Origin of the sequence: Streptomyces sp. NBC_00859 (assembly GCF_045161865.1) — a bacterium.
Taxonomy (GTDB): domain Bacteria; phylum Actinomycetota; class Actinomycetes; order Streptomycetales; family Streptomycetaceae; genus Streptomyces.
The window spans coordinates 7,531,117-7,551,129 of sequence record NZ_CP108826.1 but is presented as its reverse complement, the minus strand read 5'-3'; the positions used below and the strand labels follow the sequence as shown (position 1 = coordinate 7,551,129).

17 protein-coding genes are annotated in these 20,013 nt (G+C 71.1%); 11 read left to right on the top strand and 6 right to left on the bottom strand.

Features of this window, described 5'->3' with window-relative positions; all coding sequences use genetic code 11:
* Positions 1-49 precede the first annotated feature (49 nt).
* The 4 genes from OG584_RS33305 to OG584_RS33290 are packed head-to-tail and all read left to right on the top strand — an operon-like array spanning position 50 to position 3,595.
* On the top strand, positions 50-799 hold the full coding sequence (locus OG584_RS33305) for an enoyl-CoA hydratase family protein (protein WP_405784411.1): 750 nt from the start codon (positions 50-52) through the stop codon (positions 797-799).
* A gap of 41 nt (positions 800-840) precedes the next feature.
* Positions 841-1,689, top strand: coding sequence for a CoA transferase subunit A (locus OG584_RS33300; protein ID WP_405784409.1), 849 nt, complete (start codon positions 841-843; stop codon positions 1,687-1,689).
* Entirely contained in the window at positions 1,686-2,471 is a 786-nt protein-coding gene (locus OG584_RS33295; protein WP_405783425.1) for a CoA-transferase subunit beta, read from the top strand. Before OG584_RS33300 ends, OG584_RS33295 begins: the two co-directional genes overlap by 4 nt.
* Before the next feature lie 32 nt (positions 2,472-2,503).
* Positions 2,504-3,595 (top strand): NAD(P)H-dependent flavin oxidoreductase, encoded by a 1,092-nt coding sequence (locus tag OG584_RS33290; protein WP_405784408.1) that lies wholly within the window; start codon positions 2,504-2,506, stop codon positions 3,593-3,595.
* A gap of 123 nt (positions 3,596-3,718) precedes the next feature.
* Here OG584_RS33290 and OG584_RS33285 read toward each other — a convergent pair whose 3' ends face one another.
* Positions 3,719-4,330 (bottom strand): TetR/AcrR family transcriptional regulator, encoded by a 612-nt coding sequence (locus OG584_RS33285; protein ID WP_405783424.1) that lies wholly within the window; start codon positions 4,328-4,330, stop codon positions 3,719-3,721.
* Positions 4,331-4,480: 150 nt separating this feature from the next.
* On the opposite strand from OG584_RS33285, the gene OG584_RS33280 reads away from it, so the two are divergent.
* Positions 4,481-6,010 (top strand): MDR family MFS transporter, encoded by a 1,530-nt coding sequence (locus OG584_RS33280; RefSeq protein ID WP_405783423.1) that lies wholly within the window; start codon positions 4,481-4,483, stop codon positions 6,008-6,010.
* 163 nt (positions 6,011-6,173) lie between these two features.
* Here the strand turns inward: OG584_RS33280 and OG584_RS33275 are convergent, their stop codons facing one another.
* The 3 genes from OG584_RS33275 to OG584_RS33265 all read right to left on the bottom strand — a co-directional run bounded on the left by OG584_RS33275 (position 6,174) and on the right by OG584_RS33265 (position 8,842).
* Positions 6,174-7,331 carry an acetyl-CoA C-acetyltransferase gene (locus OG584_RS33275; RefSeq protein WP_405783422.1) on the bottom strand — a complete coding sequence of 386 codons (1,158 nt, stop codon included), beginning with the start codon at positions 7,329-7,331 and terminating at the stop codon, positions 6,174-6,176.
* A gap of 59 nt (positions 7,332-7,390) precedes the next feature.
* On the bottom strand, positions 7,391-7,990 hold the full coding sequence (locus OG584_RS33270) for a TetR/AcrR family transcriptional regulator (RefSeq protein WP_405784406.1): 600 nt from the start codon (positions 7,988-7,990) through the stop codon (positions 7,391-7,393).
* Positions 7,991-8,056: 66 nt separating this feature from the next.
* Positions 8,057-8,842 (bottom strand): SDR family oxidoreductase, encoded by a 786-nt coding sequence (locus tag OG584_RS33265; protein ID WP_405783421.1) that lies wholly within the window; start codon positions 8,840-8,842, stop codon positions 8,057-8,059.
* 117 nt (positions 8,843-8,959) lie between these two features.
* Between OG584_RS33265 and OG584_RS33260 the strand changes: the two genes are divergently transcribed.
* From OG584_RS33260 to OG584_RS33250, 3 genes are read left to right on the top strand one after another with little or no spacing between them, the layout of a single operon-like run.
* Positions 8,960-9,811, top strand: a complete 852-nt coding sequence (locus tag OG584_RS33260; protein ID WP_405783420.1) for an enoyl-CoA hydratase — start codon at positions 8,960-8,962, stop codon at positions 9,809-9,811.
* Entirely contained in the window at positions 9,811-10,983 is a 1,173-nt protein-coding gene (locus OG584_RS33255) for an acyl-CoA dehydrogenase family protein (protein WP_405783419.1), read from the top strand. The genes OG584_RS33260 and OG584_RS33255 overlap by 1 nt, the downstream gene beginning before the upstream one ends.
* On the top strand, positions 10,980-12,041 hold the full coding sequence (locus tag OG584_RS33250; protein ID WP_405783418.1) for an acyl-CoA dehydrogenase family protein: 1,062 nt from the start codon (positions 10,980-10,982) through the stop codon (positions 12,039-12,041). The genes OG584_RS33255 and OG584_RS33250 overlap by 4 nt, the downstream gene beginning before the upstream one ends.
* Positions 12,042-12,178: 137 nt before the next feature.
* Here the strand turns inward: OG584_RS33250 and OG584_RS33245 are convergent, their stop codons facing one another.
* Entirely contained in the window at positions 12,179-12,676 is a 498-nt protein-coding gene (locus OG584_RS33245) for a peptidylprolyl isomerase (protein WP_405783416.1), read from the bottom strand.
* Between the two features lie 458 nt (positions 12,677-13,134).
* Between OG584_RS33245 and OG584_RS33240 the strand changes: the two genes are divergently transcribed.
* From OG584_RS33240 to OG584_RS33230, 3 genes are all read left to right on the top strand, one after another.
* A complete protein-coding gene (locus tag OG584_RS33240) occupies positions 13,135-13,401 on the top strand; it encodes a heavy-metal-associated domain-containing protein (RefSeq protein WP_405783415.1) in 267 nt (88 codons plus the stop codon).
* A 64-nt stretch (positions 13,402-13,465) separates the two neighbouring features.
* The gene (locus OG584_RS33235) at positions 13,466-14,461 is read left to right on the top strand and encodes a hypothetical protein (protein WP_405783414.1); all 996 of its coding nucleotides are present in this window, start codon (positions 13,466-13,468) and stop codon (positions 14,459-14,461) included.
* A gap of 51 nt (positions 14,462-14,512) precedes the next feature.
* Positions 14,513-16,852, top strand: coding sequence for a heavy metal translocating P-type ATPase (locus tag OG584_RS33230; RefSeq protein WP_405783413.1), 2,340 nt, complete (start codon positions 14,513-14,515; stop codon positions 16,850-16,852).
* 72 nt (positions 16,853-16,924) lie between these two features.
* On the opposite strand, the gene OG584_RS33225 is transcribed toward OG584_RS33230, so the two are convergent.
* Positions 16,925-20,005 (bottom strand): alpha-mannosidase, encoded by a 3,081-nt coding sequence (locus OG584_RS33225; RefSeq protein ID WP_405783412.1) that lies wholly within the window; start codon positions 20,003-20,005, stop codon positions 16,925-16,927.
* Between the last annotated feature and the right edge of the window lie 8 nt (positions 20,006-20,013).

The window sequence follows — 20,013 nt, the reverse complement described above, 5'->3', positions numbered from 1 at the left end:
CTACCTTCTCACCTAACAAATGTTTGGTGGAAAGGTAGCTGATCTGCTCATGGGTGTCTCCACCTCAAGCCCGCACAGCGGCGTCGCCGTGGTCACCGTCGACTTCCCTCCGGTCAACGCCCTCCCCGTGCGGGGCTGGTACGACCTGGCCGGAGCCGTACGTGCCGCCGGCGCCGACCCGGACGTGCGCTGCGTTGTCCTCACCGCGGCCGGGCGCGGATTCAACGCCGGCGTCGACATCAAGGAGATGCAGCGAGCCGATGGCCATGAGGCCCTGGTGGGCGCCAACCAGGGCTGCGCAGAGGCATTCGCCGCGGTGTACGAGTGCGAGGTCCCGGTGGTCGCCGCCGTGGCCGGCTTCTGCCTGGGCGGCGGAATCGGCCTGGTGGGAAACGCGGACGCCATCGTGGCCAGCGACGACGCGACGTTCGGACTCCCCGAGCTGGACCGGGGCGCGCTCGGCGCCGCCACCCACCTCGCACGGCTGGTCCCCCAGCATCTGATGCGCACGCTGTACTACACCTCGCGCACCGCCACCGCGCAGGAACTCCACCGCCACGGCTCGGTGTGGGAGATCGTCCCGCGCGCCGGGCTGCTGGACGCGGCCGTGCGGCTGGCGGCCGAGATCGCCGCCAAGGACGGCACTCTGATCCGCCTCGCGAAGGCGGCCATCAACGGGATAGACCCGGTCGACGTCCGCCGCAGCTACCGCTTCGAGCAGGGCTTCACCTTCCAGGCCAATCTGCTGGGCGTCGCCGACCGGGTCCGCAACACCTTCGGAAGCAAGGAGAAGTCGTGAGCAGCGACACCCCCGGAGTGACCGGGAAGAGCGGAAAGATCATGTCGCCCGACGAGGTCGCCGGCCGGTTGCGCAGCGGAATGACGATCGGGATCGGCGGCTGGGGATCGCGGCGCAAGCCCATGGCGCTCGTACGGGCCCTGCTGCGTTCGGACGTCACCGACCTGACGGTCATCTCGTACGGCGGACCCGATGTGGGCCTGCTGGCAGCTGCCGGGAAGATCCGCAAGCTGGTGGCCGCGTTCACCACACTCGACTCCATACCGCTGGAGCCGCACTTCCGGGCGGCCCGCCAGCGGGGCGACTTCGAACTGACCGAGCTGGACGAGGCGATGTTCATGTGGGGGCTGACCGCCGCCACGCACCGGCTGCCGTTCCTGCCGGTGCGGGCCGGACTCGGCTCGGACGTCATGCGGGTCAACCCGCAGCTGCGAACGGTCACTTCCCCCTACGCCGACGGCGAGGAGCTGGTGGCCGTACCGGCGCTGTCGATGGACGTGGCGCTGGTCCACCTCAACCGGGCCGACGCGCGGGGCAACGCCCAGTACCTGGGCCCCGATCCCTACTTCGACGACCTCTTCTGCGACGCGGCCGCCGAGGCGTACGTCTCCTGCGAACGCATCGTGCCGAGCACGGAGTTCGCGAGTGCCGGTGCACCGCAGACACTGCTGGTCGGACGGCAGTCGGTGACCGGGGTCGTCGAGACCCCCAACGGGGCGCACTTCACCTCCTGCGTGCCCGACTACGGACGCGACGAGCCGTTCCAGGCGGCGTACGCCAAGGCCGCCGCCGACCCGGAGGCCTGGCGGGAGTTCACCGCACGGTTCCTGTCCGGGGACGAGGACACCTACCAGGCCGCGGTCGCGGCGTTCGCCGAGGAGAGCGCATGAGTACACAGGAGGCCACGGGGGATGTGCGGAGCGATGTCACCCGCGCCGAGTACTGCGTCGTCGCCTGCGCGGAGGCCTGGCGGGGGGACGGCGAGATCCTGGCCAGTCCGATGGGGACCGTGCCGTCGGCGGGTGCCCGGCTCGCCGCGCTGACCTTCTCCCCCGACCTGTTGCTCACCGACGGCGAGGCCCTGGTGATCGGCGATGTCCCCGCCATCGGTGCGACACCGGAGGTCGTCGAGGGCTGGCTGCCCTACCGGCGGCACCTGGCCATGGTCACCGGCGGCAAGCGGCACGTGATGATGGGCGCCAGCCAGCTCGACCGGCACGGCAACCAGAACATCAGCTGTATCGGCGACTGGAAGCAGCCCGCCAGGCAGCTGCTCGGGGTGCGCGGCGCCCCGGTCAACACCATCAACAATCCGGTCAGTTACTGGGTGCCCCGCCACTCCACCCGGGTGTTCGTCGACAAGGTCGACATGGTCAGCGGCGTCGGCCACGACCGTGCCGCGGCGGCCGGCCCGTCGGCCACCCGCTTCCACCAGCTCCGTACGGTCGTCACCGATCTGGCCGTGCTGGACTTCGAGACGCCCGACCGTACGCTGCGGGTACGGTCCCTGCACCCCGGGGTGAGCGCGGCGCAGGTGCGCGAGGCGACCGGTTTCCCGCTGCCGGTCGCCGACGACGTGCCCCGCACCCGCGAGCCCAGCGCGCAGGAGCTCCGGCTGATCCGCACGGTCATCGATCCCGCGGGGCTGCGCAACCGCGAGGTGCGGACATGACCGGCGGCGGCACCGGCTCAGGAGCCGCGCTGCTGTCCACCCCGCTCACCGAACTGGTCGGCGTGCGCCATCCGATCGTGCAGACCGGCATGGGCTGGGTGGCGGGCCCTCGCCTCGTATCGGCGTCTGCCGACGCCGGGGCGCTGGGCATCCTGGCCTCCGCGACCATGACGCCGCCGCAGCTGCGGTCGGCGGTGCGCGAGGTCATGTCCCGTACGGACCGGCCGTTCGGCGTCAATCTGCGGGCCGACGCCGGCGACGCGGGCGAGCGGGTGGACATCATCATCGAGGAAGGCGTGCGCGTCGCCTCCTTCGCGCTGGCGCCCTCCGAGGCACTGATCGGCCGGCTGAAGGACGCGGGCGTCGTCGTGATCCCGTCGGTCGGTGCGCGCAGGCATGCCGAGAAGGTGGCCGCGTGGGGCGCCGACGCGGTCATCGTGCAGGGCGGCGAGGGTGGCGGGCACACCGGTGAGGTCGCCACCACGGTGCTGCTGCCGCAGGTCGTCGACGCGGTGGACATCCCCGTTGTCGCGGCGGGCGGTTTCCGTGACGGCCGCGGGCTGGTGGCCGCTCTCGCCCAGGGCGCGGCGGGCGTGGCGATGGGTACCCGGTTCCTGCTCACGTCGGACAGCACGGTGCCGGACGCGGTGAAGGCCGAGTACCTCGCGGCGGGCGTCAAGGACATCACCGTCACCACCAGGGTCGACGGTCTTCCCCACCGGATGCTCCGCACTCCCCTGGTCGCCTCACTGGAGCGCTCGGGAAGGCCCGCGGCGCTGCTGCGGGCCGTGCGGCACGCCGCCGGTTTCAAGGCACACTCGGGCCTCGGCTGGGCCGAGATGGTGCGCGACGGGCTGGCCATGAAGCACGGCAAGGACCTGACCTGGAGTCAGGTCCTGCTGGCGGCCAACACTCCGATGATGCTCAAGGCCTCGATGGTGGACGGCCGCCCCGATCTGGGGGTGATGGCGTCCGGCCAGGTCGCCGGTCTGATCGACGATCTGCCGTCCTGCGCGGAACTCGTCGCCCGCATCATGTCCGAGGCCCGGGAGACGCTGCGTTCACTGGCTGCCCTGGAAGCCGCGGCCGACGACCCGGGCACGGCCGCCGGGCCGCCTGAGTGAGTCTGCGCCCAATCGGCCTCCGCCGGGCGGCGGTCAGCACGGAGCGACTGCCCCGGGCCGTGTCCGCCGCCTGGGGCCCCACCGGTCGGGCCACCCCACTCCGCCGCCGGCCCACTCCCCCGTTCACCGACCGGAGGCGAGAGCGCCCCAGCCGCTTTCGAGGAGGTCGAAGGCGCGGATGACGGCTTGGCGGAGGTCGTCGTGGCCGCGAGCGGAGCGGGGGGCTTCGAGAGCGAAGTGGGCCAGGGCGGTACAGGCGGGGTCGCGAGCGGGCAGCCCGCTCTCCTCCGCGATGACCTGCGCGAGGGCTGCGGCGTGGCGCAGCCACATGGCCTGGACGTAGTCGCGCAGCGCCGGAGTGTCGTTGATCAGGGCGAAGAACGCGGTGAAGCGGTCGTCGCCGTTCGCGGCGGCCATGCGGTAGTGCAGCGCGTGCTCGCGCAGCGCCGCGGGGATCGACTGGCCCTCGGGGCGTTCGCGCACGGCGGCGAGCAGGAGGGCCTCCTGGTCGGCGTCCTCGTCGAGGACGAGCGCTTCCTTGACGGGGAAGTGCTTGAACAGGGTGGTGGTGGACACGTCCGCGGCATCCGCGATCTCGCGGATACCGACGTCGTCGTATCCGCGCTCCAGGAACAGGCGCATCGCGGCGTCGGAGATGGCCTGGCGGGTGGCGGCCTTCTTGCGCTCGCGGCGCCCCGTCGGCGCGGCCGGGGCGGGGGATTCAGGCTGGGACATGGCCATCACCCTACCCTCTGGGTTGTTCAGCTCCAAAAGTGCATCTGTTGCACTTAGTGATCTGGTGTGGTCTTCTGGGGAGGCGTCGGCGGAACACCGTCCCGCCCCTCACCCATGACCTTCCCCTCTGCCTGAAAGGGGCGTTCAGCCATGTCCGGGAACGCAGCCCTCCCCTCCACCACACCGGCCGTACCGAAGAATGCGCGCTGGGTACTGCTCGGCGTCATGCTCGCCATGCTGCTGTCAATGCTCGACAACATGGTCGTCAGCACCGCCATGCCCACGATCGTCGGTGACCTCGGCGGCCTGGAGCACATCTCGTGGGTCGTGACCGCGTACACCCTCGTCACCGCCGTCACCACCCCCGTCTGGGGCAAGTTCGGCGATCTGTACGGCCGTAAACCCGTGTACCTGGCGTCCATCGCCGTGTTCATCGCCGGGTCCGCCCTGTGCGGGACGTCCCATTCCATGGGCGAGCTCATCGCCTTCCGCGTCCTGCAGGGCATCGGCGCCGGCGGCATCGGCGCGGGGGCCTTCGCGCTGATCGGCGCGCTGGTCCCGCCCCGTGAGCGGGGCAGGTACCAGGGCATGACCGCCTCGGTCATGGCGATCGGCACCATCGGCGGACCGCTGCTGGGCGGATTCGTCACCGGCCACTTCGACTGGCGGTGGGCCTTCTACATCAACCTCCCGCTCGGCCTGGTCGCCCTGGTCTGGCTGTGGCTGAAGCTGCACGTTCCCGCCAAGCGCATCAAAGCGAAGACCGACTGGGCCGGCATCGGCCTGCTGACCCTCTCCATCACCGCGGTCGTCCTGGCCGCTACCTGGGCAGGGAGCACCTACGCGTGGGGATCCTGGCAGATCCTGGCCCTGGGCGCCGTCGCGATCACGGGCCTGGCCCTGTTCGTTCAGGTGGAGAAGCGGGTCCGTGAGCCGCTGCTCCCCCTGTCCGTGTTCACAGGCCACCGCAACTACCCGCTGGCGATGGTCATGACCCTCTCCGCCGGTGTGGTCACGTTCGGCGCGGGCCTCTACCTGCCGCTTTTCCAGCAGAACGTCCAGGGCGCATCGGCCACCGGCTCCGGCCTCCTGATGCTGCCGATGATGATCCCCGTCGTGATCGTCTCGACCATCGCCGGCAAGGTCATGTCCGCCACCGGCAAGTACAAGGTCTTCCCCGTGGTCGGCACCGTCTTCCTCACCACCGGGCTCGGCCTGCTGGCGACCATGACCGCCGGCACCTCGTTCCTGCTGACCAGCCTGTACATGATCCTCGTCGGCATCGGCCTGGGCTTCACCATGCAGATGGCGGGCACCATCGCGCAGAACAGCGTCTCCCTGCGCGACATGGGAGCGGCGATGAGCTCGGCCAGCCTCTTCCGCACCCTGGGCGGTTCCCTCGGCGTCGCTGTCTTCGGCTCGCTGTTCACCCGCGCCGTCCAGCCCCACCTGCCCGCCGGCGCCGACCCGGACTCCCTGCGCAACGGGCCCGCCGGGGCCCAGGGCTCCTACCTCACCGCGGTCACGGACGGCACCAGCCACATCTTCCTCACCGCCGCGGTCGTCTGCGCCCTGGCCTTCGCCGCCGCGCTGTTCGTCGTGGAAGTGCCGCTCAAGAAGGCCGGCCCGCCCGTGCCCGCCGACACCCCCGAGAACACCCCCCTCACCACGGCCGGCTGACACCGCCCACCACGTCGCCCCGGGCTCCGCGCCCGCATGGCCGGGCGCTTCGGCCCGACCGGCGGGGCCGCACGACCGGAGGCGTGCGCACCCGTGCGACGGCTGTGCCGTTCCCGATGGGCCAAGGGGCCGGGAACGGCACAGCCGTCGCACGAGGGTCGGATCAGAGCCGCTCGATGACGGTGACGTTGGCCTGCCCACCGCCCTCGCACATGGTCTGGAGACCGAACCGCCCGCCAGTGCGCTCCAGTTCGTGCAGAAGCGTCGTCATCAGCCTGGTGCCGGTCGCGCCGAGCGGGTGGCCCAGGGCGATGGCTCCGCCGTTGACGTTGACCTTGCCGGGGTCCGCGCCGGTCTCCTTGAGCCAGGCCAGCACCACGGGCGCGAATGCCTCGTTGATCTCGACCAGGTCGATGTCCTCGATGGACATGCCCGCCTTCTTCAGGGCGTACGCCGTCGCCGGGATGGGCGCCGACAGCATCCGGATGGGGTCCTCGCCGCGCACCGAGAGGTGGTGGATACGGGCCCGCGGCGTCAGCCCGTGCTCGCGCACGGCGCGTTCGGAGGCGAGCAGCATGGCCGACGCCCCGTCGGAGACCTGCGACGAGACGCCCGCGGTGAGCCGGCCGCCCTCCACGACGGGCTTCAGACCTGCCATCTTCTCCAGTGAGGTGTCCCGGCGGGGCCCTTCGTCGGTGGTCACATCCCCGTAGGCGACGGTCTCGCGGGCGAAGCGTCCCTCGTCGATGGCCCGGATCGCGCGCTGGTGCGAGCGGAGCGCGAACTCCTCCATGTCGCTTCGGGAGATGCCCCACTTCTCGGCGATCAGTTCGGCGCCGTGGAACTGGTTGACCGGCCGGTCGCCGTAGCGCGCCCGCCACCCCTCGGATCCTGCGTACGGGCCTTCGGTCAGCCCCAGCGGCTCGGCGGCCTGCCTGCTGGCGAACGCGATCGGGATCATCGACATGTTCTGGGTGCCGCCCGCCACGACGAGGTCCTGAGTGCCGGAGAGCACCCCCTGCGCCGCGAAGTGCACGGCCTGCTGGGAGGAGCCGCACTGCCGGTCGACGGTCACCCCGGGGACTTCCTCGGGCAGCCCGGCGGCCAGCCAGCTCGTCCGGGCGATGTCCCCGGCCTGCGGGCCGACCGTGTCCAGGCAGCCGAGGACGACGTCCTCGACGGCGGACGGGTCGATGCCCGAGCGCTCCATGAGCGCCCGGAGCACATGCGCGCCGAGGTCGGCCGGGTGGACGGTACTGAGCCCGCCGTTGCGCCGCCCGACCGGGGTACGAACCGCTTCGACGATATAGGCCTCGGCCATGACTGCTCCTCCATGGGGAACCTGGTGGGGTTGCGACCGTCCGGCGAGCGGCGGTCGGTCTACGTTTCCTGGTGCGGCCCGGAGGCGATGCCTTCCAGCACCATCGCGAGGTACTGGCGGGCGATCTCCTCCGGGCTGTGCTGTCCGCCCGGCCGGTACCAGCTCGCCGCGACCCAGACGGTGTCGCGCACGAAGCGGTAGGTGAGGCGGACGTCGAGATCGCCGCGGAAGGCCCCTTCGGAGACGCCGCGTTCGAGCGTTCCGAGCCAGGCCTTCTCGTACTTCTCCTGCGAGTCGGCGAGATAGCCGAAGCGCGGCTGCCGGGCCAGGTACTTGGACTCCTTCTGGTAGATGGCGACTGCGGCGCGGTGCCGGTCGATCTCCCGGAAGGACTCGGTGACGAGGGCTTCGATGGTCTCCCTGGGGCCGAGTCCGGAGGCGAGTACGGCGTCGTAACGGGCCCACAGCTCGTCAAGGAAGGTGCTCAGGATCTCATCGAGCATCGACTCCTTGGAGTCGAAGTGGTAGTAGAGACTGCCGGCCAGGATCCCGGCCTCGTCCGCGATCTTCCGCACGGTGGTGGCGTTGTAGCCCTGGGCCGCGAACACTTCCGCTGCGGTGGCGAGCAGTTCCCGGCGCCGCGCGGGCGAGGGGCTCATCTCGGGCTTCTTCTTGGCTGAGGGCACGTTCTTGGCTGTAGGCACGGAACCATTGTCGTTCCCCGCTCACGCGTGCTGGCTGCTGACCGACACGGTCTCGCCGGTCATGTACGAGGAGTAGCCGCTGGCCAGGAAGACGATGACATTGGCGATCTCCCACGGTTCCGCGTACCGGCCGAATGCCTCCGCGTCGGTGAGCTGTTCGAGCAGCTCGGGCGTGGTGACCTTCACCAGGTGCGGGTGCATGGCCAGGCTGGGCGAGACCGCGTTGACCCGTACGCCGTACTCGGCGGCCTCCACGGCCGCGCAGCGGGTGAGTGCCATCACGCCCGCCTTCGCGGCGGCGTAGTGGGCCTGTCCGCGCTGGGCGCGCCAGCCGACGACGGAGGCGTTGTTGACGACGGCTCCTCCACGACCGGAGGCCTTCATCCGGCGCAGCGCGGCGCGGGTGCACCGGAAGGTCCCGTTCAGGGTGACGTCGATGACCTTGTCCCACTGGGCGTCGGTCATTTCGGTCAGCTCGGCGGTGCCGCCGAGCCCCGCGTTGTTGACAACGAGGTCCAGACCGCCGTGCCGCTCCTCCGCCAGGTCGAAGAGGGCCCCGACCTGTTCCTCGTCGGTGACGTCACAGGCCCTACCGGCGACGCGGTCCGCGCCGAACTCCAGGGCCAGTGCCCGGACCGTCTCGCCGAGCCGGCGGGCGTGGCTGTCGCCGAGTACGACGCTGGCGTCCTCCTCGAGGAACCGGCGTGCGGTGGCACCGCCGATCCCGGCGCCCGCGGCTGCGGTGATCACCGCGGTGCGGCCGGCGAGCAGCTGGTGCCCGGGGAGGTACTGCGGGGGCTTGTTCACAGATGTTCACCTCGCGGTGCGGTCCGCCGCCGGGCGCTGCTCCCGGTGCCGGATTCCTCGACGCTGCTCATGGCCGTAGGTTAGCCTACCAAACACTTGTTAGGGAAGGAGTCACCGATGACCACCGACCATGAAGAGCCCGTGGTGCGCTACGAACGCCAGGGCCCCGTCGCACTCGTCACGATGAACCGGCCGGACTACCGCAACGCCCAGAACTCCGCGATGACTTACGCGCTCGACCGCGCCTTCTACCGCGCGGCCGACGACAGCGAGGTCAAGGCCGTCGTACTGGCGGGCGCGGGCCGGCACTTCTCCGCGGGCCACGACATCGGCACCCCGGAGCGTGATGCGCACCTCCCCTTCGACCGCACCGCGGGACTGTGGTGGGACCACTCGGACAAGACGGGCGCGGAGAGCCGGTTCGCCCGCGAGTCCGAGGTCTATCTCGGCATGTGCCGACGGTGGCGCGAACTGCCGAAGCCCCTGATCGCATCGGTACAGGGCGCCTGTGTGGCGGGCGGGCTGATGCTCGCGTGGATCTGCGATCTGATCGTCGCATCGGACGACGCCTTCTTCGCGGATCCGGTCGTGCGGATGGGGATCCCCGGCGTCGAGTACTTCGCCCACCCCTGGGTGATGCCCCCGCGGATCGCCAAGGAGTTCCTCTTCACCGGTGACCGGATGAGCGCGCAGCGCGCCTACGAGGTCGGCATGGTCAACCGGGTCGTGACAGCTGCCGAACTCACCGCGCGCACCCATGAACTGGCTTCCCGCATCGCCGAGATGCCACGGATGGGACTGGCCCTGACCAAACGCGCCGTCAACCAGGCCGAGGATCTCCAGGGCCTGCACACCGGCCTCGACTCGGTGTTCGGTCTCCACCACCTGGCCCACGCGCACAACGCCGAGACGGCGGCGGACCCGCTCGGCGGAATGGACATCGGCGCGATGAAGAAGGCAGGACGCTGATGGATCTCGGCTTCACCGCAGCGGAGGACGCCTTCCGGGCCGAGGCCCGCGACTGGCTCGCCGCACACGTACCCGCCGCGCCCCTGCCGTCCCTGGAGACCGCCGACGGCTTCGCCGCCCATCGCGACTGGGAGCGCACCCTGTTCGCCGACCGCTGGTCGGTGGTCTCCTGGCCCGCGCGCCACGGCGGCCGGGACGCCTCGATCCTGCAGTGGCTGATCTTCGAGGAGGAGTATTTCGCCGCGGGAGCGCCCGGCCGGGTCAGCCAGAACGGCATCAACCTCCTCGCCCCCACCCTCTTCGAGCACGGCAGCCCGGAACAGTGCGGCCGGATCCTGCCCGCCATGGCCGGCGGTGAGGTGATCTGGGCACAGGCCTGGTCGGAACCCGATTCCGGGTCGGATCTGGCATCGCTGCGCTCCACCGCGACCCGGACGGCAGGCGGCTGGTTGCTCAACGGCCAGAAGGCGTGGTCGTCGCGGGCCGCCTTCGCCGACCGTGCCTTCGGGCTCTTCCGCAGCGACCCGGACGCGGACCGGCCGCACCGGGGCCTCACCTATGTGATGTTCCCTCTCGACGCCGACGGCGTGACCGTAAGGCCCGTCGGACGCCTGGACGGCAAGCCTGCCTTCGCCGAGCTCTTCCTCGACGATGTCTTCGTGCCCGACTCCGATGTGATCGGCGAGCCGGGGCGCGGCTGGCAGGTCGCGATGAGCACCGCGGGCAACGAACGCGGACTGACACTGCGCAGCCCGGGACGCTTCACCGCCGCGGCCGGCCGGCTCACCACTCTGTGGCACGCCGAGGGCGACGCGGGCGACACAGCGCTGCGCGACCGGGTCGCCGACGCGGTGATCCGCTCGCGCGCCTATCAGCTGTTCACGTACGCCAACGCCTCCCGGATCGCGGCCGGCGGCTCCATCGGAGCCGAGTCCAGCCTGAACAAGGTCTTCTGGTCAGAGCTGGACATCAGCCTGCACGAGACGGCGCTCGACCTGCTCGGCCCGCGCGGTGAGCTCGCCGACGAGGCGGCGGACGCTCCGGCCGGCGGCGGCTGGGCCGACGGCTACACCTTCGCGCTGGCGGGCCCGATCTACGCGGGGACCAACGAGATCCAGCGCGACATCATCGCCGAGCGGCTGCTGGGCCTGCCGAAGGGGCGCCGGTCATGAAATTCCTGCTGGACGACGAACAGGCCGAGTTCGGCCGCACGCTGGACAGGATGCTCTCATCTGCCGACACCCCCGCTGCGGTACGGGCCTGGGGTGCGGGCGACACCGGCCCCGGCCGGGCGCTGTGGAAGCGGATCGCCGACGCGGGGGTCTTCGCTCTCGCCGTCCCGGAGGAGTACGAGGGCATGGGACTGCTGCCCGTCGAACTCGCCGTGTCATTCATGGAGCTGGGGCGGCACGCCGTGCCGGGCCCCCTGGTGGAGACCGTGGCGGCGGCTGTCCTCCTGGGGGGGCCAGCGGGGTGCGGGGACACGGCTGCCGCGGACCGTTGGCTGCCGCGGCTCGCATCCGGAGGGGCCATGGCCTCACTGGCGATGCCGGACGGCGGACCGTACGCCCTGGACATGGACACGGCCGATGTCACCTTCGTGGTGACAGGCGCGACGGAAGCGGTCCGCAACGGCCGTAACCACGAGGAGGCCCAGGACCATTCGGAGCTGCGCACGGCGTCCGGGCACGGCGCCGTCCAGCCCTCGACCGATCCCGCCCGCCGGCTCGCGGTCCCGCACATCGCCGGTGGTGTTCCGCTCGTATCGGGCGCGGACGCGGACAAGGCGGCCCGTACGGCCGCTCAGTGGGCGGCGTTCGCAACTGCGGCCCAGGCCCTGGGGGTCGGCCTGGAACTGGTCGATCGGACCGTCGCCTACGCCAAGCAGCGCACCCAGTTCTCCACCACCATCGGGTCCTTCCAAGCCGTGAAACACCGGCTGGCGGACGCACTGATCGGGCTGGAGTTCGCGCGCCCTCTGGTGCACGGCGCGGCGGTGGCTCTCGCGGACGGATCGCCGGATGCGGGGGCCGCGATCGCGGCCGCGAAGGTGGCGGCGGGCGAGGCGGCGTACACGGCGGCCCGTACCGCACTGCAACTGCACGGCGCCATCGGCTACACCGCCGAGTACGACCTGTCGCTGTGGATCCGCAAGGCCCGCGCTCTGCGCTCGGCCTGGGGCTCCCCGTCCGCCTGCCGGGCGCGGGTCCTGGCAGGGCCGACCGGCTGAAGCATCCGCAGGCACGGCCGCGGTCCGGGCTCCGCGACCGCTCGCTACAGCGGCGGTCGCGGAGGCATCCGGGCACCGGTCCGTACCTCGGGCCCTCCAGGAAAAGCCGGAGAGGCCCGGGAAGGCCCCCGGGGGGGTTACTTCTCGACGACTCCGGAAGCCGCGATGGTGATCTGCGCGCTGGTGCCGCCGGAGCGGGAGCCGAGCGACTCGATCTTCTTCACGAGGTCCTGGCCCTCGACGACCTCGCCGAAGACGACGTGCTTGCCGTCCAGCCACGGAGTCTTCACCGTGGTGACGAAGAACTGCGAGCCGTTGGTGTTCGGGCCCGCGTTGGCCATCGAAAGCAGGTACGGACGCTCGTGCTTCAGCGTGAAGTTCTCGTCGGCGAACTTCTCGCCGTAGATGCTCTTGCCGCCGGTGCCGTCACCGCGGGTGAAGTCGCCGCCCTGGAGCATGAACTCCGGGATGACGCGGTGGAAGCCCGAGCCCTCGTAGCCGAAGCCGTGCTTGCCGGTGGCGAGCTCGCGGAAGTTCTGCGTGGTCTTGGGAACGACGTCGTCGAAGAGCTCGAAGACGATCCTTCCCGCGGCCTCGCCCTGAATGGTGATGTCGAAGAAAACGTTGGTAGACATGCGGACATCCTGTCACGTCTGCCCCGGAGCCCCAGGCCACAGGTCCAGGTGGCCCGGCGGACGGGGACGCGGCTGTCCCGGCGGAGCCTCCCGGCAGGGCCGGACCCGGCCCGCCGACCGCCTCGGGACACCGCTGCCGCGCCGCTCCCCGCAGGCCGGCGGCCACCGGCGCGGCGCGCCAGGCGGAGCGGGAGGAGCCCCTCCCTACGGCCACGGCGAAGGCCGGCCGATGGCGATCAGCCGTTTTCCGCGGAATCGGACACCATGAGCTCATATACCTCTGGGGGGTACAATAAGCTGAGGAATATACCCCCAGCCCGTATTCGGCACCACCTCGGACGGCGAGCGGATCCGGTGGGCGCTCAGACTTGACTCGATACCCCTCAGGGGTATGTAGTGCTTCAGGAAGTGACCGTCGGACGTCCCGTCGGTCCGACCGAGAAGCAGGAGGCTTCGCCATGGCCACAGGCACGTCCACGTCCTCCGCCGTCTACACCGTCAGTGGCATGACCTGCGACCACTGCGTCAAGTCCGTCACCGAAGAGGTCTCCAAGGTCGGCGGTGTGACCAGCGCCGACGTCGATCTGTCCACCGGAAGGCTGACCGTGACGGCCACCGGCACCGTGGACGACGCGGCTGTCGCCGCCGCCGTCGACGAAGCCGGGTACGAGATCGCCGCAGCGCCCGAGCAGGCGTCGGCGAACTGCTGCGGCTCCAGCCACTGACACGGCGCCCAGCCGCCGCACCGCGCGCACAGCACAGCCCCGTCAGCACCGCGGAAGGAAAGCCATGAACACCGTCGGAAGGGCAGGGACATACGCCCTGGGCCTCGCCTTGGTCTTCGGCGCCTCGCTCGGCATCGGCCACGCGGTGGGGCCGGTGGGCGGAAATCCCGCCGCTGCCCGCTCCGCGCACGGCCCGGCAGGATCCACCGGCCCGACGGGGGCCGGCGACGCCGTGCCCGACGGCCTGCAGATCGCGGAACACGGGTACACCCTCGTACCGCCGCCGGGTGCTCTGCCGGCCGGCCGGAAGACCGACTTCCGCTTCCGGATCACCGGCCCCGACGGCCGGCCTGTCACCCGCTACACCCGGTCGCACGGCAAGGACCTGCACTTCATCGTCGCCCGCAGGGACCTGTCCGGCTTCCAGCACGTGCATCCCGCGCTCTCCGCCGACGGCACCTGGTCGCTGCCGCTCACCTTCGGCTCGGCCGGGACCTACCGCGTCTTCGCGGACTTCGTGCCGGCCGGCGGCAGCGGCCTCACGCTGGGCGCGGACGTCTCCGTCGCGGGCGACTACCGGCCCACTGCGCTGCCTGCGCCCTCCCGTACGGCACATGCCGACGGCTACACCGTCACACTGTCCGGTAGCGCCACTGCCGGCGCGTCGAGCGTGCTCACCATGTCGGTGGCGAGGAACGGCCGGCCGATCACCGGTCTTCAGCCCTACCTCGGCGCGTACGGACACCTCGTCGCCCTGCGCGCGGGTGACCTCGCCTGTCTCCATGTGCACCCGCAGGGAGCGCCGGGGGACGGCACCACCCGCTCCGGGCCCGGGATCACCTTTCACGCGGAGTTCCCCAGCGCCGGCGCCTACCGCCTGTACCTGGACTTCCGGCACCGGGGAAAAGTGCACACCGCGGAGTTCACCGTCATTGCGGGAGCCCCGCATACCGGCTCCGGGAGCGGAGCCGGTATGGCGGACCATGGAGGACACGACCACCGAGCCGTTCCCCCCGTACACCGGTCGGGTGCACATGAAGCAGGAGCAGCCGGTGCGTGAGCCGCATGCACCGCAGCAGGCGCGCCGCACGACGTTCCGAGGAGTCACAGCATGAGTACGAGCACCGGCACCGAAGCGCCGAGCCGGGCGGACAGCGTCGAGCTGGCGATCGGTGGGATGACCTGCGCGTCCTGCGCAATGCGCATCGAGAAGCGGCTCAACAAGCTGGACGGGGTGAGCGCGACCGTCAACTACGCCACCGAGAAGGCCAAAGTCACGTTCGGCGACGGGACCGTCCCGCAGGACCTCGTCGCCCAGGTGGAGGCGGCGGGCTACACCGCCGAGCTGCCCGCCCCTCCTGTGGCCCCCGGCGGGGCGACAGCGGGGGACACGGATCCCGGCGCCGAGAGAGACGGGGGCCGGCTCCGTGCCCTGCGGGACCGCCTGCTGATCTCCGCCGTGCTGTCCGTCCCGGTCGTCGCCCTGGCCATGGTGCCGACCTGGCAGTTCACCAACTGGCAGTGGATCTCACTGGCCCTGGCCGGGCCGGTCGTCGTGTACGGCGCCTGGCCCTTCCACAAGGCGGCCTTCACCAATCTGCGCCACGGCACGTCGACCATGGACACCCTGGTCTCCATGGGCACCCTCGCCGCGTTCGGCTGGTCGGTGTACGCGCTGCTGTGGGGTACGGCGGGCGCGGCCGGGATGACCCACCCCTTCAGTTTCACGGTCAGCCGCACCGACGGGGCCGGAAACATCTACCTCGAAGCAGCCGCAGGGGTGACTACGTTCATTCTGGCGGGCCGGTATTTCGAGGCCCGCTCCAAGCGGCGCGCCGGCGCGGCCCTGCGGGCCCTGCTGGACCTCGGCGCCCGTGATGTCGCCGTACTGCGCGGCGGCCGGGAGGAACGCGTCCCGCTGGAACAGCTGGCGCCCGGAGACCGGTTCGTCGTCCGCCCCGGCGAGAAGATCGCCACCGACGGCGTCATCGGCGAAGGGACGTCAGCGGTGGACGCCTCGATGCTGACCGGAGAGTCCGTTCCAGTGGCGGTCCGCCCCGGCGACTCCGTCGTCGGAGCGACCGTGAACGCGGGCGGGCGTCTGGTCGTCCGTGCCACCCGGGTCGGGTCCGACACGCAACTGGCCCAGATGGCCCGGCTGGTGGAGGAAGCGCAGAACGGCAAGGCACAGGTGCAGCGGCTCGCCGACCGTGTCTCGGGGGTCTTCGTGCCCGTCGTCATCGCGCTGGCGGTAGCCACACTCGGATTCTGGTGGGGCACGGGCGGAAGCGTGTCGGCGGCGTTCACCGCAGCGGTGGCAGTCCTGATCATCGCCTGCCCCTGCGCACTCGGCCTGGCCACACCGACCGCTCTGATGGTCGGCACCGGACGCGGCGCCCAGCTGGGCATCCTCATCAAGGGACCCGAGGTGCTGGAGTCCACCCGCAAGGTGGACACGGTCGTGCTCGACAAGACGGGCACCGTCACCACCGGCCGGATGACCCTGCTCGCCGTGCACACCGGCGAGGGCACGGACGAGCTGGAGGCCCTCAGGCTGGCCGGCGCGCTGGAGGAAGCGTCGGAGCATCCGATCGCACAGGCCGTCGCCAGGGCCGCGACGGAACGCACCGGGACGCTGCCCGCACCCGAGGACTTCACCAGTGTGGAGGGGCTGGGCGTCCGGGGCGTCGTCGACGGCCACACGGTGCTGGTCGGCCGCACCGGGCTGCTTGCCGACTTCTCGACGGAGCTGCCCGACGGTCTCCTGCAGGCCAAGGCGGAGGCCGAGTCGCAGGGCCGTACGGCGGTCGCGGTGGCCTGGGACGGGCGGGCCCGCGCTGTCCTGGTGGTCGCGGACGCGGTCAAGCCGACGTCCGCCGAGGCGGTCCGCCGCTTCCGCGAGCTCGGCCTCACCCCCGTCCTGCTCACCGGGGACAACGCCACGGTCGCCGCGTCGGTCGCCCGCGAGGTCGGCATCGACGCCGACCGGGTGATCGCCGAGGTCATGCCCAGGGACAAGGTCGAGGTCGTCAGCCGGCTGCAGGGAGAGGGCCGGGTCGTCGCCATGGTCGGTGACGGGGTCAACGACGCCGCCGCCCTGGCCCAGGCCGACCTCGGGCTGGCCATGGGGACCGGATCCGACGTCGCCATCGAGGCGGGCGACATCACTCTGGTACGCGGGGACCTGCGCGGCGCGGCGGACGCGATCCGTCTCTCGCGCCGCACGCTCGCCACCATCAAGGGCAATCTGTTCTGGGCCTTCGCCTACAACGTGGCCGCATTGCCGCTGGCCGCTTCGGGGCTGCTCAACCCCATGTTCGCGGGGGCCGCCATGGCCTTCTCGTCGGTCTTCGTCATCTCCAACAGCCTGCGTCTGCGCAGCTTCCGCGCCCGGACGGACGACGGCAGCCGCCCGCCGTGGGAGACGTCGGAACCGGTGGCTGCGCCATGACCCCGCGCGGACCGGGCCGGGGGCCCGGTCCGTACGGCGGCGGATGCCTCCCCCGGGTCGGCCCCGCGGGGCTCAGTTCCGGCCGGCGGCTGCCGCTCCGCGCCCGGCCGGTGTCAGACGGACCGTCAGGATCTGGAACGGCCTGAAGGACAGCGGCACTTCGGATCGCGCGCAGGACAGCACCGGCTCGTCATCGAGATCCCGCTCCAGCAGATCCGTGATCCGTGCGGCGGCGAGGGGGAAACCGGCCGTGAGCGTGACCCGTGCCCGTCGGCCGCCGGACTCGTAGAGCCGGACGACCACGTCACCCGAGCGGTCGTCCGCGAGTTTGACCGCCTCGATGACGACGTCGTCGCCGTCCGTCCCCACCAGCGGCTCTACCGCCGCGCCACCCGGCACGGCACGCTCGGGGAGGTTGAAGTGGTAGCCCTCGCGGACCGCGTCCCGGATGTCCGCACCGATCACCAGCGCGTACCGCAGCCGGTGCTCACCCCGGTCCGCGTCGGGATCGGGGAAGCGGGGGGCGCGCAGCAGCGAGATCCGGGCCGTCGTGGTGGTCCCGCCGTCGGGACGCACGTCCCGTGTGACGTCGTGGCCGTAGCTGGAGTCGTTCACCAGCGCCGCGCCCCAGCCGGGCTCCGCGATGTGCAGGTAGCGGTGGGCGCAGATCTCGAACCGGGCGCTGTCCCAGGTGGTGTTGGTGTGCGTGGGCCGCCGGACATGCCCGAAGGGGATCTCGGCGCTCGACTCCGCCGCGCGCACGTCGAGCGGGAAGGCGGCCTTGAGGATCTTCTCGCACTCGTGCCAGTCCACCTCCGTGTCGATGTCGAGGCGGCGGCTGCCCTCGCTGAGGCTGAGCAGCTGAGTGATACGGGACGCGTTGACGCTCCGTACGACGCGGACGCCGCCGGGCACCGCGGTGACCTCGTCCGCCTCGGTCAGGTCGCGAACGGTGTTGCGGTAGAACGCGTCGATGTCCCACGCGTCCCACTGGTTCGGGAAGTCCTGGTGGAGCTGGAGGAGGTTCCCGACCGTCCCGGGGGCGAGCGCCTCGCGCCCGGCCGTCAGGTCGTATGCCGAGGTGACCAGGCCCCTGGCATCGATGGTGATGCGTACGAGACCGTTGTCCAGGATGAACCCGGCGTCCTCGGTGGTCCGGGCGGCTACCGCACGGGCGGCCCGCTGACGCGGTGCGCCACCGAGCGCGGGAATGCCGTCACGGGGGTGCGGCGCGGCGTTGAACACCGTCTCGGCTCCCTGGTCGTCGGGGCCCGCCGCGAGACTGCGCTGGGCGGTGTCGATGAGCGCGCCGAGCTCCCGGGCCACCTCCGCGTACGTCTCCTCGGCCTCGCGGTGCACCCAGGCGATGGACGATCCGGGCAGGATGTCGTGGAACTGGTGGAGCAGTACGGTCTTCCACACCCGGTCGAGCAGGTCGTACGGGTAGGGCTCAGCGGTGCGCAGCGCGGCGGTCGCCGCCCACAGCTCGGCCTCGCGCAGCAGGTGTTCGCTGCGCCGGTTGCCCTGCTTGGTGGCCAGCTGGCTGGTGAGGGTGCCGCGGTGCAGCTCCAGATAGAGCTCGCCGACCCAGACGGGTGCGTCGGCGTACTCCTCCTCGGCCTTGGTGAAGAACTCCGCGGGTCCCTCCATCCGCAGCCGGGCCGAGCCCTCCAGATTCTCCAGCCTCTCCGCGCGCGCCAGCATCTCGCGGGTGGGGCCACCCCCGCCGTCGCCGTAACCGAAGGGGACGAGGGAGCGGTTGGCTGCGCCCTTGTCCCGGAAGTTGCGCTCGGTGTGGCCTATATCGGTGCCGGAGAGATCACCGTTGTAGGAGTCGACGGGCGGGAAGTGGCTGAAGATACGGGTGCCGTCGATGCCCTCCCACCAGAAGGTGTGGTGCGGGAAGGCGTTGGTGGTGTTCCAGGAGATCTTCTGGGTGAGGAACCACTTGATGCCGGCCAGCTTCATGAGCTGGGGCAGGGCGGCGTTGTAGCCGAAGGTGTCGGGAAGCCACATGTCCTTGGTCTCGACCCCGAACTCCTCCAGGTAGAAGCGCTTTCCGTGCACGAACTGCCGGACCAGGGACTCCCCGCCGGAGAGGTTGGTGTCGGGTTCGATCCAGAGACTGCCGGTCGGCAGGAACTGCCCGCTCCGCACCTTCTCGACGACGCGGGCGAAGACCTCGGGCCGCTGCTCCTTGAGCCAGGCGAGCTGTTGTGCCTGGGACATCACGAAACGGAAGTCCGGGTGATCGTCCATCAGCGCGGTGACGTTGGAGACGGTTCGTGCCGCCTTGCGAACGGTCTCCCGCACCGGCCACAGCCAGGCGGTGTCGATGTGCGCGTGCCCCACGGCCGAGATGCGGTGGGCGCCGGCATGGGCGGGAGAGGCGAGTGCGGGAGCCAGGATCGCGCGCGCGCCCGAAGCCGTACCGCTGATGTCCTGAAGGTCGACGGCGTCCAGGGCCCGGTCCACGGCGTGCACCAGCTGCCAGCGCCTGGTGGAGTCCTCCGGCAGCTGGTGCATCAGGCCGGAGAGGACGTCCAGGTCCTGGACGAGTTCCCAGACGGGGGCGTCGAAGACGGCGAGATCCATCCGGGTCAGCCGGTAGAGCGGCTCGCCCGGGGTCTCGTCGCCGCGCAGCCAGGGGGCGACGCCACCGCGCCTGGTGGGGACGAAGGGGTCGCCGTCGGTACCCGAGTCGAAGATGACCGGGTTGGCCGCCGCCTCGATGAAGTAGACGAACTCCTCTCCTCCGGTGGCCTGTTCGGTGATTGGCAGCCACGTGTTGCGTGGGTTGAGTGCCTTCACCGGGGTCCCGTCGGGGCGATGGACGAGGCCTTCGGCTGAGAAGCCCGGCTGGGTGGTGCCGAAGCCGAGGTCGAGGACCGCCTCGACGCGCTGCCCGGCCCATCCGGCAGGGACCGTACCGCTGATCCGGAACCAGCTGGTGGACCAGGCGGGCCCCCACATCGCGCCGGTGCTGACCGGTTCGTACGGGGCGGCGATCCCATCGGACACCGGGACGGGTTCGCCGGTGACGTTCCATATCGCGACGTCGAGGGGCGTGCTGCGGCGGTGTACCGCGGGCCGCAGGCGCTGGTTGAGCACGCGGTCGAGTCGGCGTTCGGTGACGGTGCGGTCGTGGTGCATGGGTGCTC

Bases quoted from the DNA above. Each gene is read 5' to 3' on its own strand.
- OG584_RS33305 (WP_405784411.1), top strand. From the start codon at position 50: ATGGGTGTCTCCACCTCAAGCCCGCACAGCGGCGTCGCCGTGGTCACC.
- OG584_RS33300 (WP_405784409.1), top strand. From the start codon at position 841: ATGTCGCCCGACGAGGTCGCCGGCCGGTTGCGCAGCGGAATGACGATC.
- OG584_RS33295 (WP_405783425.1), top strand. From the start codon at position 1,686: ATGAGTACACAGGAGGCCACGGGGGATGTGCGGAGCGATGTCACCCGC.
- OG584_RS33285 (WP_405783424.1), bottom strand. From the start codon at position 4,330: ATGTCCCAGCCTGAATCCCCCGCCCCGGCCGCGCCGACGGGGCGCCGC.
- OG584_RS33280 (WP_405783423.1), top strand. From the start codon at position 4,481: ATGTCCGGGAACGCAGCCCTCCCCTCCACCACACCGGCCGTACCGAAG.
- OG584_RS33275 (WP_405783422.1), bottom strand. From the start codon at position 7,331: ATGGCCGAGGCCTATATCGTCGAAGCGGTTCGTACCCCGGTCGGGCGG.
- OG584_RS33270 (WP_405784406.1), bottom strand. From the start codon at position 7,990: ATGAGCCCCTCGCCCGCGCGGCGCCGGGAACTGCTCGCCACCGCAGCG.
- OG584_RS33260 (WP_405783420.1), top strand. From the start codon at position 8,960: ATGACCACCGACCATGAAGAGCCCGTGGTGCGCTACGAACGCCAGGGC.
- OG584_RS33255 (WP_405783419.1), top strand. From the start codon at position 9,811: ATGGATCTCGGCTTCACCGCAGCGGAGGACGCCTTCCGGGCCGAGGCC.
- OG584_RS33250 (WP_405783418.1), top strand. From the start codon at position 10,980: ATGAAATTCCTGCTGGACGACGAACAGGCCGAGTTCGGCCGCACGCTG.
- OG584_RS33245 (WP_405783416.1), bottom strand. From the start codon at position 12,676: ATGTCTACCAACGTTTTCTTCGACATCACCATTCAGGGCGAGGCCGCG.
- OG584_RS33240 (WP_405783415.1), top strand. From the start codon at position 13,135: ATGGCCACAGGCACGTCCACGTCCTCCGCCGTCTACACCGTCAGTGGC.
- OG584_RS33235 (WP_405783414.1), top strand. From the start codon at position 13,466: ATGAACACCGTCGGAAGGGCAGGGACATACGCCCTGGGCCTCGCCTTG.
- OG584_RS33230 (WP_405783413.1), top strand. From the start codon at position 14,513: ATGAGTACGAGCACCGGCACCGAAGCGCCGAGCCGGGCGGACAGCGTC.
- OG584_RS33225 (WP_405783412.1), bottom strand. From the start codon at position 20,005: ATGCACCACGACCGCACCGTCACCGAACGCCGACTCGACCGCGTGCTC.